This is a genomic window from Phaeobacter sp. JH20_29 (assembly GCF_048056175.1).
GTDB lineage: Bacteria > Pseudomonadota > Alphaproteobacteria > Rhodobacterales > Rhodobacteraceae > Phaeobacter > Phaeobacter bryozoorum.
Genome location: NZ_JAYMWO010000009.1, coordinates 60,501 through 74,402 on the forward strand (window position 1 = coordinate 60,501; position 13,902 = coordinate 74,402).

Sequence of the window (13,902 nt, forward strand, 5' to 3'; positions counted from 1 at the left end):
CGGTTGATCCCAAGTCGTCTCAAACTGTCCGCGTTTTTCAGGGGGCGGCTTAGATTTCGTTCAGACTTCCTGTGTCAGCCTGTCGCAGCACTGACGATTATTGGTACGAAGAATGGGGTCTCCCGTGAACAAAGTGATCCCGAGCGACATGTTGCAGGCGGAGAGTTTGCCTGAACCCTCCCATGCGCGGCTCATGGATGTGTTGAACAAGCTGGATCAGGGCGTGATGGTCTGGACCGAGGACGGGCATTGCCAGGTCTTCAACGAACGGCTGCTTACCCTGCTGGAGTTGCAGAATGGCGACATCTTTCCGGGCTATTCGCGCGAGGCGTTTTTTGCCACCGCCGTCAGGCTGGGCCATGTGACCGAAGACAGCGCCAGACAGGCCGAACAGGATTTCAGCTCTGACAAGGAGCGGTTTTCGGCGACCCGCAGGATGCCGTCGGGACGGCGCCTTCAGATCGACACCCGCAGGCTGTCCACCGGCGGCTTTGTTTCCTGCTACACCGATGTGACCCAGATCGAGCGCAGTGCGCGGGACCTGACACTCGCGCGCCAGGCCGCCGAGGAGGCGGAGCTGACCGCGCTGAAGACGCTTGCGGCGGAACAGTCCTGGCGCGAAGAGGCCAAGCTGCTGTCGCAGCTCGACGTCTGGCTGCATTCCTGCAAATCCCAGGAGGAGCTGTTCCGCATTGTCAGCGCCTTCATGGCGAAGCTGTTTCCGCAATCCCAGGGCGAGCTCTACATCTACTCCAACTCGCGGGACGTTCTGGATGGCAAATGCCACTGGGGCGGGGCGGAGGTCCATGACCACATCTTTGCCGATGCCTGCTGGGCGCTGCGGCGCGGGCGGCAGTATCTTTATTCTGTGGATAAGATCGCCTTTCCCTGCGCCCATGTCGAGGAGCAGCCTGCCACCGATGAGCATGGCGATTACGTCTGTTTTCCGGTGGTCGCCCATGGCAATACCGTCGGTCTGCTGCATGTGAAATTTGCACCGGAAACCGACCCCAAGCGCAAGGTGGCGCTGCATCGCCTTGCCCTGCGCTGCGGCGAACATATCTCGCTGGCGGTGGCCAATGTCCGCCTGCGCGACGAATTGCACGACCAGTCCACCCGCGATCCGCTGACCGGTGTCTACAATCGGCGCTATTTCCTCGGCGAGCTGCGCAATGCGGTGGCGCTGGCCGACCGGCGCGCCAGCCAGCTGGGAGTGCTCAGCTTTGATGCGGACCGGTTCAAGACCTTCAACGACACCCATGGCCACGATGCGGGCGACATGGTGCTGCGCGCCATTGGCGACACGCTGAAGGATCTGTTCCGCAATGGCGAGATCTGCTGCCGGATGGGCGGCGAGGAATTTGCCGTCTTCCTGCCGGATACCGACAAGGAACAGACGATGGAGGTCGGCGAAGCGCTGCGTGTCGCGATTGAGGAAATCACGCTGCGCTATGGCTCCGGCACGCTGCCGCGTGTCACCATCTCCATCGGCGTTGCCAGCTTCCCCGAGGATGGCCTGCTGCCGCAGGATCTGATGCACGCCGCTGACCGCGCGCTTTACGCGGCAAAGGATGCAGGCCGCAACTGCGTCGTGGATTGCCAGGAAGCCGATCCCGCCAACGGCCCCTTCTCCGGCAGCTGACCCCGACCGAACGTATGCGATGCTCCCGCCTTGGCCGCACCTTTGGCCGCAGGGACCAGCCCGATATCGCTGACACCAACGGGTGGATCCCAGCGCCTTACTGGTCGGTCAACTGGGGTCGCGCCAGCGGTTCACGATCGGATACCGACGATCCAGCCAGAACGCGCGCGGTGTGAGCCGCGCACCGGGGGCTGACTGAAAGCGTTTGTATTCGCTGATATAAATCAGGTGTTCCACGCGTTTTGCCGTCTCCCGCGAGAACCCGGCCGCAACGCAATCAGCAATCGAACCGTCCCTATCCACCAGGATCTCCAGCAGCGCGTCCAGTTCAGGGTAATCCGGCAGGCTGTCGCTGTCCTTCTGATCGTCGCGCAGCTCGGCGCTCGGTGGCTTGTCGATGACCGAGGGGCGGATGACCTCCCCTTCCGGCCCCATCATCCAGTCGCGGTGATTGGCATTGCGCCAGCGGCAGGTCTCGAACACGCGGGTCTTGTAGAGATCCTTGATCGGGTTGTAGCCCCCCGCCATATCGCCGTAAATCGTGGCATAGCCCACGGCGACCTCGGATTTATTGCCGGTGGTCAGCAGCATCTCGCCAAATTTGTTGGACATCGCCATCAGGAGAAGCCCGCGCAGGCGCGACTGGATGTTCTCCTCGGTCAGCCCCTCCTCCATCCCGGCAAAGAGCGGCGCCAGCGTGTTGGTGATCGCGGCGCGCCCCTCGGCAATCGGGACGTAGTCGTAGCGCACGCCCAGCGCCTTTGCCACCGCTTCGGCATCGTCAAGCGAGGCCTGCGAGGTATATTCGGACGGCAGCATCACGCAGCGCACATTCTCAGCCCCCAGCGCATCGACCGCGATCGTGGCGACAATGGCGGAATCGACGCCACCGGAGAGCCCCAGCAGCACCTTCTTGAAGCCGGTCTTGCGCATGTAATCCCGCAGCGAAAGCGTCATGACGTGGTAATCCTGCTCCCACTCATCCGGCAGCACCGCCTTGGGGCCATCCACGGCGCGCCAGCCCTCGGCGGTCCGCTCCAGATCCAGATGGCAGATATCTTCGCGCAGGACCGGCATCTGCAAGGCCAGCGCCCCGCCCGGATTCAGCACAAACGAACCACCATCAAAAACCTGATCATCCTGGCCGCCCACCATATTGAGGTAGATCACCGGCAGATCGGTCTCGATCGAGCGGGCCACAATATGGTTGAGCCGCACATCCATCTTGTTGCGATAATAGGGCGATCCATTGGGGATCAGCAGAAACTCCGCGCCGGTTTCGGCCAGGGTTTCGGCCACATCCTCATACCAGCTATCCTCGCAGATCGGGCTGCCGATCCGGGTATCGCCAACCGCATAAGGACCGCCCAGCGGGCCCGCATCAAAGATCCGCACCTCGTCAAAGACGGTGGCATTTGGCAGGTGATGTTTCAGCACCTGCGTGGTGATCTTGCCGCCCTTCAGGATCAGATAGGCGTTGTACAACCTGTCGCCCTCGACCCAGGGGCTGCCGATCGCCAGCGCCGGACCATCGGCACAATCGGCGGCCAACCGCTCAACCTCGGCAATGGCAGCACGGTGGAAAACCGGCTTCATCACCAGATCCTGCGTGTTGTAACCGGTAATGAACATCTCTGGCAGGGCGACCAGATCAGCACCTGCCTCGCGGCCTGCGGCCCAGGCCTCGCGGGCCTTATCTGCATTGCCAGCCAGATCCCCGACGGTGGGGTTCAACTGGGCCAGTGTCACGCGAAAACGATCAGCCATCCTGCTTGCGTCCTTCGATAATCCTGCCTTCTGCCATTAAACAGATCACGCTGCGAGGGAAAGACCGCAGTGGCAAAAGACATTGCGACGGCGGCGGCTGTGGCATAGTTTCCTGTCAAACCGATCAACAGGCCCGCACCCCGGCTCCCCTTATGGCAAGCAGATATTCCATGACCCGTTTCACCACCGCCGCTCTTCTGACCTCCGCCCTGGCGCTTGGCGCTGCCGGGGTCGGACGCCCGGCCCTGGCCCAGGATGGCAAGGTGCTGACCACGCAGGATGAAATCGGCGGCATCTATGAGGGTACCTTTCGCGGCGGCCTGCAACATGGCACCGGCACCTACCGGCTGCCCAACGGCTATGAATATACCGGCGACTGGGTCGATGGCGAAGTCCGCGGTCGTGGCGTTGCGCGTTTCCCCAACGGATCCATCTACGAGGGCGAGTTCGTCAAAGGCAAACCCGAAGGCGCAGGCAAGATCACCTTTGCCGATGGCGGCACCTATGATGGCGAGTGGTCGGACGGCGTAATCAATGGCCAGGGGGTTGCGGTCTATGCCAATGGCGCGCGCTATGAGGGCGGCTTTCGCGATGCCAAGCACCATGGCAAAGGCATCATGCGCAATCCCGGCGGCTACGAATATGACGGCGACTGGGTCGATGGCCGCAAGGAAGGCACCGGCAAGATCACCTACCCGGACGGCGCCACCTATGAGGGCGACATCCGCGACGGCCAGCTGGAGGGCAAAGGCAAGCTGATCATGCCCGATGGTCTGGTTTACGAGGGCGATTGGTCCGCAAACCAGATGGATGGCACCGGCGTGTTGACTCAGCCCAATGGCGATATCTACGAAGGCCCGCTGGTGGCCGGCCGCCGTCAGGGCGAAGGCAAGCAGATCCATGCCAATGGCGATGTCTATATCGGCAATTTCGAGGATGACCTGCGCCACGGCGAAGGCACCTTCACCAAGACCGACGGCTATGTCTACACCGGCGAATGGCTGGCCGGTCAGATCGAGGGCAAGGGCCGCGTCACCTATCCCGACGGTTCGGTCTACGAGGGCCAGTTCCGCGATGATCTCGCCGATGGCGTGGGCAAGATCACCTATCCTGACGGCTCCACCTACGAAGGCGACTGGGTGGCCGGCGTGATCGAGGGCAGCGGCACCACAACCTATCCCAACGGGCTGGTCTACACAGGCGAGTTCCGGAACGCCAAGAACCACGGCCAGGGCGTGATGACCTACCCTGACGGCTACCGCTATGACGGCGGCTGGAAAGAGGGGCAGCGCCATGGCGAAGCAGTTGTTACCTACCCCGACGGTTCGGTTTATACCGGCAGCTTTGCCAACAGCCAGCGCCACGGCACCGGCAAGATCGTGATGACAGATGGCTTCAGCTATGAGGGCGACTGGACCGAAGGCAAGATCAGCGGCCAGGGCGTCGCGACCTATGCCAATGGCGATGTCTACGAGGGCAGCTTTCTCAATTCCAAACGTCAGGGACCGGGTGTGATGCGTTATGCCAGCGGTCAGCAAGCCGAAGGCACCTGGGAGAACGGCGCGCTCAAAACCACCGGTGCGGCGGCACAGGACAGCGATGATGCCACAACAGCCGACCCGGCCACCGCCACCGACGATGCAAACGCCAGCAACTGATTACCGCTGACCCGCAGCACGGCCGACCGGATAGGCTGGCGCGCCCCACCGCCAAAAGGCGTAGCGGAGCCGCCGCACAGCGCGCGCCCAGCCATAAGGCGTAGCATGTCTGATCCGGGCCAACGGGTTACAGTCGCAGGCTTTGCCCTGCCCGGTCAATTTCTGTCTTTCCATTCGTCTTTGGCTCTGTATAACTCTGCGTCATGATGATGCGTGCAGATATCCCTTGCTTTGCCACCGCCCCGCGCGGTGCAGATCTGCGCGCCCTACTGATCCTAATCCGCCTCTGAGCGTGCCATCCGGCGCGCCCGCTCAGAGGGGAAGGCATGCGCGCCACATGGATTGGATTTTAGGACAGACAAGAAAGATACCGACATGACGACTGCAGCTGACAAAGATCGCGTTTTGATCTTCGACACCACTTTGCGCGATGGCGAGCAGAGCCCCGGCGCAACCATGACCCATGATGAAAAGCTCGAGATTGCCGAGCTGCTGGACGACATGGGCGTCGACATCATCGAAGCGGGCTTCCCCATCGCCTCCGAAGGCGACTTCAAAGCGGTGAGCGAGATTGCCGAACGTTCCAAGAATGCCGTGATCTGTGGGCTGGCGCGCGCCAACTTCAAGGATATCGACCGCTGCGCCGAAGCCGTGCGCAAATCCGCACAGCCGCGCATCCACACCTTTATCGGCACCTCGCAGCTGCACCGCGCCATTCCCAACCTCACCATGGATGAGATGGCCGAGAAGATCCACGAGACGGTCACCCACGCCCGCAATCTGGTGGACAATGTGCAGTGGTCGCCGATGGATGCCACCCGCACCGAATGGGACTACCTCTGCCGGGTGATCGAAATTGCCATCAAGGCGGGCGCCACCACCATCAACATCCCCGATACCGTCGGCTATACCGCCCCGGTCGAGAGCGCCGATTTGATCAAGCGCCTGATCGAAACCGTGCCCGGTGCAGATGACGTGATCTTTGCCACCCATTGCCACAACGACCTCGGCATGGCGACCGCCAACGCGCTGGCTGCCGTTGCAGGAGGCGCGCGCCAGATCGAATGTACCATCAACGGTCTGGGCGAACGCGCGGGCAACACCGCGCTGGAAGAGGTGGTGATGGCGCTCAAGGTGCGCGGTGACATCATGCCCTTTACCACCGGCATCGACACCAAGAAGATCATGCACATCTCGCGCCGGGTCTCCACCGTGTCGGGATTTGTCGTGCAGCCGAACAAGGCCATCGTCGGCAAGAACGCCTTTGCCCATGAAAGCGGCATCCATCAGGATGGTATGCTGAAGAACAAGGAAACCTTTGAAATCATGCGGCCCGAGGATGTGGGCATTGCCGGCACCTCGCTGCCGCTTGGCAAACATTCCGGCCGTGCGGCGCTGCGCGACAAGCTCAGCCAGCTCGGGTTTGAGGTGGGCGACAACCAGCTGAAGGATCTCTTTGTCCGGTTCAAGGAACTCGCCGACCGCAAGAAAGAGGTGTTTGACGACGACATCATCGCGCTGATGCGCACCAGCGGCGATGAGGATGACCACCTCAAGCTGGTGTCGATGAAAGTCGTCTGTGGCACCGGCGGTCCCGCCGAGGCCACCATCGAAATGGAAGTCGACGGCAAGGATGTGACCGAGACCGCAGAAGGCGACGGCCCTGTCGATGCCGCCTTCAAGGCGATCCGCAAGATCCACCCGAACTCGGCCCATCTTCAGCTCTATCAGGTCCATGCGGTCACCGAAGGCACCGACGCGCAGGCCACTGTGTCTGTCCGACTGGAAGAAGACGGCGTGATCGCCACGGGCGAGAGCGCGAACACCGACACGGTTGTCGCCTCTGCCGCCGCCTATATCAGCGCCCTCAACCGCCTGATCATCCGCCGCAGCAAAATGGGTGAAGGCGCCGATACCCGCGAGATCTCCTACAAGGACATCACCTGATCAATGCGTTGATCTGAAACAGCAAAGGCCACCCGAAGGGTGGCCTTTTTGGTTCTGCCCAGGGCCAACCGCCTCTGTTGGCCGCATCTCAGCCCAAACGGCTGAACAGTTTGGTCAGCCGCGCGGCTTCTTCCTCGGTGCCATAGGGCGCATTCACGATGAACATGCCCGAGCCGACCATCCGGTGCCCCTCCCGCGCCGGGGGAAACCGCACCTCATGACGCAATGCGCCGGCCAGCCCCTGCGCCTCCAGCGCGCTCAGCATCGGCTTATGCGCCCCGTCCGTCAGGATCGGATACCACAGCGCAATGACGCCGACGTTCCACTTGCGTTGCAGCTTGGCGATATGGCCGGGGATCTGGGCGTAGTCGCGCTTTACCTCATAGCTGGGATCAATCAGCAGCAGCCCGCGACGCGGCGTCGGCGGCGCCAGCGACTGCGCCAGTTCAAACCCGTCCTGCTGATGCACATGGACCCGCCGCCCCAGCCCATGCGACCACAGCGCCTGCCGCAGGGCGGCGTTTTCCTGCGGGTGCAGCTCGGCAAAATTGAGACTGTCGGCCTCGCGCAGCAGATGCGCTGCAATCAGCGGCGACCCCGGATAGGCCATCTCCCCATGAGCGCTGCGGGTTGCGGCAATGGCAGCGGCCAGCGGGTGATCCTCGGCCAGCAGGGCCTGATCCAGCAGGCGGCTGATCCCCGCCGCCGCCTCGCCGGTCTTGACCGCCTCTGCCGCATCCAGCTGATAGAGCCCGCGCCCGGCGTGGGTCTCGATATAGCTGAGCGGCTTGTCCTTCCGCGTGAGATAATCCAGCATCCGCGCCAGCAGCGCGTGTTTCTGAACATCGGCCAGATTTCCGGCGTGATAGATATGTTGATATGACAGCATCCCAGCCCTCTACCGCCAAACCGCCCCGGACAAAAGCCCCTTGCCGCAGCGGAGGGCGTTGGATCTGATGGCTCAGACCGCTGGCATCTGCTGCGTTGCACAGTGAATGCCGCCACCCAATTCGCCCAGCGGGTCCACGTTCAGCGTGACTATTTCCCGTCCCGGATAGTGACGCGCCAGCGCGTTCCGCGCGATCTCATCGGTTGCACCATCCCCGAATTCCGCCGCGACCACCGCACCATTGCAGACGTAATAATTGGCGTAAGAGGCGACAAAATCGAACCTTTTGATCCGACGGATATGAGGTTCGGGGATAACCTCAACCTCCAGCCCCGCCCCAACCAGCCGGTCATGCGTGTCCAACGCAGCCATATGGAACGGATCGGCGCTATCAGGGGTATCGGGCAGGTTCATAAGAACACGCCCCGGCCCGGTGAAACGTGCGAGGCTATCGATATGATAATCCGTGATATCCTCCCCCCGGACCCCCTCGGCCCAGATCATGCGATCCGCCCCATAAGCCTCCAGCAGCCGTTGTTCTATCTGATCGCGTGACAGCCCGGGGTTCCGGTTTTTGTTCACCCAGCTGCTCTCATGTGCCATCAGCAGCCCGTGCCCATCCTGCTCCACGCCGCCTGCCTCGCCATGCAAACCGGTTGGCAACAGCGGCAGCCCCAAACGCTCGGCCACCCGTCCTGCGATCTGGCTGTCCCGCCGGTTGACCTGCTTTTTGCCCCAGCCGTTGAACTGGATATGGCTGATCGCCAAGCCGCCTGCGCCATCGATCACAAAGATAGGCCCTGAATCGCGGCACCACAGATCCTCGGTCGGGATATCCCACAGCTCAACATCCGCAGACAGCTTGGCGCGCGCGCCGCTGTGATCCGCTGCCGCCGCGAGCACTGTGACAGGTTCAAACGCCGCAATCGCATTGGCGATATCTGCAATCGACTGCTGCGCCATGTCGCGGAACACAGGATCTGGATGCACCTTCCTGCTGACCGGCCATTGCATGAAGGTGCGCTGATGCGGCGCTTCCTCCGGTGGGACAAAAAATCCGGACCCGGCAACGGCGGTTTGTCCTGTGATCAGATTTGCCATGCCGAAGGCCCCGCCAGCCAGTAAGAAATTTCGCCGCTTCATCGCCGTTCCCTTCGCCGACCAAACATCCGTAAGGATCAAGCTTAACAACGCTGTGCAAACAAGAGAAGCAACATCGCGCGGCCCTGTACCGCCTCCGATAGTTGCCGGAGGCGTGCGGTTTTGAGGGGCGCGCTTATCAGATCCGCGCCACACCTGCCCACACTGCCAATCGGATCGGTTGTCTGCCTTTCCCATGGGGCACCCCGCAGTGGCGGCGAAAAGGCGCCTTTTGATCGGAATCCGCCCTTTCGCCACCTCCCGGCGCTGCTTATAAGACATAAAGCCCGCGCTCAGCAGAGTCGCGGGACAGGTGGCAGTTTTACAGGGTCCTAATACATGTCGATCTTTGGAAGTCTTGGCGGGTTGTTCACGTCTGATATGGCAATTGACCTCGGCACGGCGAACACGCTCGTCTATGTCAAGGGTCGCGGTGTCATCCTGTCGGAACCCTCCGTTGTCGCCTATCATGTGAAGGACGGCGTGAAAAAAGTGCTCGCAGTTGGCGAGGATGCCAAGCTGATGCTGGGCCGCACCCCCGGCTCCATCGAGGCGATCCGCCCGATGCGCGAAGGGGTGATTGCCGATTTTGACACCGCCGAAGAGATGATCAAGCATTTCATCCGCAAGGTGCACAAACGCTCCACCTTCTCCAAGCCGAAGATCATCGTCTGCGTCCCGCATGGCGCCACCCCGGTTGAAAAACGCGCGATCCGCCAGTCGGTGCTCTCCGCAGGCGCCCGCCGCGCCGGGCTGATCGCCGAGCCGATCGCCGCCGCCATTGGTGCCGGGATGCCGATCACCGATCCCACCGGCAACATGGTCGTGGACATCGGCGGCGGCACCACCGAGGTTGCGGTTCTGTCGCTGGGCGACATCGTCTATGCGCGCTCGGTCCGCGTTGGTGGCGACCGGATGGATGAGGCGATCATCAACTACCTGCGCCGTCAGCAGAACCTTCTGGTGGGCGAGGCCACGGCCGAACGCATCAAGACCTCCATCGGCACCGCCCGGATGCCCGACGACGGCCGCGGCCAGTCGATGCAGATCCGCGGCCGCGACCTGCTGAACGGCGTGCCGAAGGAAATCGAGATTTCGCAGGCCCAGGTCGCCGAAGCGCTGGCGGAACCCGTGCAGCAGATCTGCGAAGCGGTGATGACCGCGCTGGAAACCACACCGCCGGATCTGGCGGCGGATATCGTGGATCGCGGCGTGATGCTGACCGGCGGCGGCGCGCTGCTGGGCGATCTGGATCTGGCCCTGCGCGAACAGACCGGTCTGGCGGTCTCCATCGCCGATGAAAGCCTGAACTGCGTGGCGCTTGGCACCGGCAAGGCGCTGGAATACGAAAAACAGCTGGCACATGCCATTGATTACGACAGCTGAGCGGTCCGGCCATCGCTAGGATGGCCGACGCCCGGCGCCGGGAAGGAATACCTTGGCCAAAGACCGGTCCCAGCGTGATGACTATACCGCCCCGCTGCGCCGCCTGCTGACCGGGGTTATCTGCCTGTGCCTGCTGGCGATTTTCCTGATCTGGCGGATCGACAGCCCAAGGGTCGAACGGTTTCGCGCCCAAATCGTCGATGCCGTTGTTCCCAGCATGGACTGGGCCATGGTCCCGGTTGAGGGCGCCATCAACCTGCTGCGCGATTTTCAGAGCTATCAGCGGCTTGCCGAACAGAACCGCGAACTGCGCAGCGAATTGCGCCAGATGAGCGCCTGGAAAGAGGCGGCGCTACAGCTGGAACAGGAAAACGCCCGCCTGCTGGATCTCAACAATGTGCGGCTCGACCCCCGCCTGACCTTTGTCACCGGTGTGGTCATGGCCGACAGCGGCTCGCCCTTTCGCCAGTCGGTGATCCTGAACGTCGGCGCGCGTGACGGGGTGCGCGACGGCTGGGCAGCGATGGATGGCATCGGCCTTGTCGGGCGGATCTCCGGCACCGGGCAGGATACCGCGCGGGTGATCCTCCTCACCGATGCTGCCAGCTCCGTCCCCGCGCTGATCCAGCCCTCCGGGCAAAGCACGCTGGTGGCTGGCGACAACAGCCCGGCGCCGGTGATCGACTTTCTCGAAAACCCCGATCTGGTCCGCCCCGGCGACCGGGTGGTCACCTCGGGCGATGGCAAGGTGTTCCCGGCAGGTCTGCTGATCGGGCAGGTCACGCAGGACCGTTTTGGCCGCCTGCGGGTGCGCCTTTCGGCCGATTACGAGCGGCTGGAATTCCTGCGGGTGCTGCGCCATCACGGATCTGAGGTGATCAAGGATCCCGGCGGGCTGGTGGTTCCGGCACCGGGCATCAATATTCCGCAACCCCGGCCCGAGGGGCTGGGCGATGGGGCGGCGGCGGAGGCCGGAGATGGCCAATAACGCCCCGGCGCGGATCTGGCTCATGCGCGCGGCCTTTCCGGCGCTGGCCCTCGTGATCATGTTCTTTCACCTGCTGCCGCTGGATACGCTGCCCTCTCGCTGGGCGCCGCCGGATCTGATGCTGGCGCTGGTCCTGGCCTGGTCGCTCCGGCGTCCCGACTATGTGCCGACGCTGCTGATTGCCCTCACCTTCCTGCTGGCCGATCTGCTGTTCCAGCGGCCACCGGGCCTGATGGCGCTATTGGTGGTTCTGGCCTCCAGCTTTCTGAAATCACAGGTTCAGCCGCACCGTGAAACCGCCTTTCTCGGCGAATGGTTCACGGTGGCGGTGACCGTCACCGCCGTGACCCTGCTCAACCGGCTGATCCTGGCAATTCTGGGGGTGGTGCAGCCGTCGCTGGGGTTGATTCTGATCCAGATGGTGGCAACATTGCTGATCTATCCGCTGGTCGCGCTGGCCAGCCAAAGCCTGCTGGGGGTGCGCAAACTCTCCCCCGCCGAGGCAGAAGCCCTGGGAAGCCGCTGATGAAACGCAACGTCAAGGATGTCGAGGCCTCACATCGCAAACTCAGCCGTCGCGCCCTGCTCTTGGGCGGGTTGCAGCTGGCCTTTGCCGGTGGTCTGGCGATGCGGATGCGTCACCTGCAGGTCGATCAGGCTGACCAGTTCCGCCTCTTGGCCGAGGAAAACCGCATCAACCTGCGCCTGATCCCCCCGGCACGGGGGCAGATCTACGACCGCAACGGCACAATTCTGGCGCAGAACGCGCAATCCTACCGGATCACCGTGGTGCCCGAGGATGCCGGCGATGTGGGCGACGTCATCGACAAACTGTCGCGACTGCTGACGCTGGACCCCGAAGACATCGAACGCGCCATGGCTGAAATGCGCCGCTCGCCACCGTTCCTGCCAATCACCCTGGCCGATCAGATCAGCTGGGACGACATCTCCAAGGTTGCGGTCAACGCCCCCGCCCTGCCCGGCATCACGCCCGAGGTCGGCCTCACGCGGGTCTATCCGCAGCATGAGGATTTTGCCCATGTGATCGGCTACGTCGGGCCGGTCTCGGATTATGACCTCAGCAAGATGGAAGACCCAGAACCGGTGCTGATGATCCCGCGCTTTCAGATCGGCAAGGTCGGGTTTGAGGCCAAGCGCGAGGATGTGCTGCGCGGCAAGGCCGGCGCCAAACGTGTCGAGGTCAACGCCACCGGTCGCGTCATGCGCGAGCTGGATCGCCGCGAAGGCGAGGCCGGCGCCGACATGCAGCTGACCGTCGATGCCGATCTGCAAAACTACACCCAGGCGCGGCTTGGCCTCGAGAGCGCCAGCGCCGTGGTCATCGACTGCGAAAACGGTGATGTGCGCGCCATTGCCTCTTCGCCCAGCTTTGATCCCAACCTCTTTGTGCGGGGTATCTCGGTGGCCGACTACCGGATGCTGACCGAAGACCCCTATCGCCCGCTGGCCAATAAATCCGTTCAGGGCACCTATCCGCCCGGATCGACCTTCAAGATGATCACCGCCCTTGCCGCGCTGGAAGAAGGCCTGATCGGCACCGAAGATACCGTCTGGTGCCCCGGCCATCTGGAGGTCTCGGGCCGCCGCTTCCACTGCTGGAAACGCGCAGGCCATGGCCATGTCGATCTCAATACATCGCTCAAAAGCTCCTGCGATGTCTATTACTACGATCTCGCCATCAAGGTCGGCATCGACAAGATTTCCGCCATGGCAAAACGCTTTGGCCTTGGCGTGCGCCACGATCTGCCAATGTCCGCCGTGGCCAAGGGGATCGCCCCCAACAAGGAATGGAAATCAAAGACCTACGGTCAGGACTGGCTGGTTGGTGACACCGTGAACTCCTCTATCGGGCAGGGCTATCTTCTGGCCTCGCCCATGCAGCTGGCGGTGATGACCGCACGTCTGGCCACCGGGCGTTCGGTGACGCCGCGCCTGCTGAAATCCATCGACGGGGTGGACCAGCCCAGCGGTGCCGGAGAGCCGATTGGCGTCAACGAGAACAATCTGCGCACGATCCGCCGGGGCATGTATTCGGTCAGCAACGAACGGCGCGGCACCGGCTACGGCTCCCGGATCATCGCCGAGGGCATGCGCATGGCGGGCAAGAGTGGCACCAGTCAGGTCCGCAATATCACCGCCGCAGAGCGCGCCGCCGGGGTGATCCGCAACGAGGACCTGCCCTGGGAACGGCGCGACCATGCGCTGTTTGTCAGCTACGCCCCCCATGACAACCCGAAATTCGCCGTTGCGGTGGTGGTGGAACATGGCGGTGGCGGCTCCAAGGCGGCGGCGCCGATCGCCCGCGACGTGCTGCTACAGGCGCTCTACAATGGCACGCCGCCGCTTGAGGCCTACCCCAAGAAGGACCGCAGCCGTATCGAAGCCCAGCAGGACCGTCTGGAACGTGAACGCATCCAGCGCACCAGCCGCAACAGCGACAGTGGTCAGGCCTGAGATGGGCCTG

Annotated in this window: 10 protein-coding genes; 7 read left to right on the forward strand and 3 right to left on the reverse strand. The window is 62.9% G+C overall.

Annotated features, from left to right (window positions below):
* The first annotated feature begins 124 nt into the window (after nucleotides 1–124).
* On the forward strand, nucleotides 125–1,642 hold the full coding sequence (locus VWZ85_RS06425; RefSeq protein WP_416587463.1) for a diguanylate cyclase: 1,518 nt from the start codon (nucleotides 125–127) through the stop codon (nucleotides 1,640–1,642).
* 108 nt (nucleotides 1,643–1,750) lie between these two features.
* On the opposite strand, the gene VWZ85_RS06430 is transcribed toward VWZ85_RS06425, so the two are convergent.
* A complete protein-coding gene (locus VWZ85_RS06430) occupies nucleotides 1,751–3,409 on the reverse strand; it encodes an NAD+ synthase (RefSeq protein WP_416536693.1) in 1,659 nt (552 codons plus the stop codon).
* Between the two features lie 170 nt (nucleotides 3,410–3,579).
* Between VWZ85_RS06430 and VWZ85_RS06435 the strand changes: the two genes are divergently transcribed.
* Nucleotides 3,580–5,067 carry an MORN repeat-containing protein gene (locus VWZ85_RS06435; protein WP_416587465.1) on the forward strand — a complete coding sequence of 496 codons (1,488 nt, stop codon included), beginning with the start codon at nucleotides 3,580–3,582 and terminating at the stop codon, nucleotides 5,065–5,067.
* 375 nt (nucleotides 5,068–5,442) lie between these two features.
* Entirely contained in the window at nucleotides 5,443–7,014 is a 1,572-nt protein-coding gene (locus VWZ85_RS06440) for a 2-isopropylmalate synthase (protein WP_416587466.1), read from the forward strand.
* Between the two features lie 88 nt (nucleotides 7,015–7,102).
* Here the strand turns inward: VWZ85_RS06440 and VWZ85_RS06445 are convergent, their stop codons facing one another.
* Both VWZ85_RS06445 and VWZ85_RS06450 read right to left on the reverse strand, forming a co-directional pair.
* Entirely contained in the window at nucleotides 7,103–7,903 is an 801-nt protein-coding gene (locus tag VWZ85_RS06445; protein ID WP_416587467.1) for a 23S rRNA (adenine(2030)-N(6))-methyltransferase RlmJ, read from the reverse strand.
* Nucleotides 7,904–7,975: 72 nt separating this feature from the next.
* Nucleotides 7,976–9,046, reverse strand: coding sequence for an agmatine deiminase family protein (locus VWZ85_RS06450; protein ID WP_416536691.1), 1,071 nt, complete (start codon nucleotides 9,044–9,046; stop codon nucleotides 7,976–7,978).
* Nucleotides 9,047–9,382: 336 nt separating this feature from the next.
* Between VWZ85_RS06450 and VWZ85_RS06455 the strand changes: the two genes are divergently transcribed.
* The 4 genes from VWZ85_RS06455 to mrdA are packed head-to-tail and all read left to right on the forward strand — an operon-like array spanning nucleotide 9,383 to nucleotide 13,892.
* Entirely contained in the window at nucleotides 9,383–10,429 is a 1,047-nt protein-coding gene (locus VWZ85_RS06455) for a rod shape-determining protein (RefSeq protein ID WP_061049901.1), read from the forward strand.
* A 52-nt stretch (nucleotides 10,430–10,481) separates the two neighbouring features.
* Nucleotides 10,482–11,417, forward strand: a complete 936-nt coding sequence (mreC, locus tag VWZ85_RS06460; protein WP_340547312.1) for a rod shape-determining protein MreC — start codon at nucleotides 10,482–10,484, stop codon at nucleotides 11,415–11,417.
* Nucleotides 11,407–11,943: a rod shape-determining protein MreD gene (locus tag VWZ85_RS06465; protein ID WP_340547313.1), complete on the forward strand. Its 537-nt coding sequence runs from the start codon at nucleotides 11,407–11,409 to the stop codon at nucleotides 11,941–11,943. Before mreC ends, VWZ85_RS06465 begins: the two co-directional genes overlap by 11 nt.
* On the forward strand, nucleotides 11,943–13,892 hold the full coding sequence (gene mrdA / locus VWZ85_RS06470; RefSeq protein ID WP_340547314.1) for a penicillin-binding protein 2: 1,950 nt from the start codon (nucleotides 11,943–11,945) through the stop codon (nucleotides 13,890–13,892). The genes VWZ85_RS06465 and mrdA overlap by 1 nt, the downstream gene beginning before the upstream one ends.
* The last annotated feature ends 10 nt before the right edge of the window (nucleotides 13,893–13,902 follow it).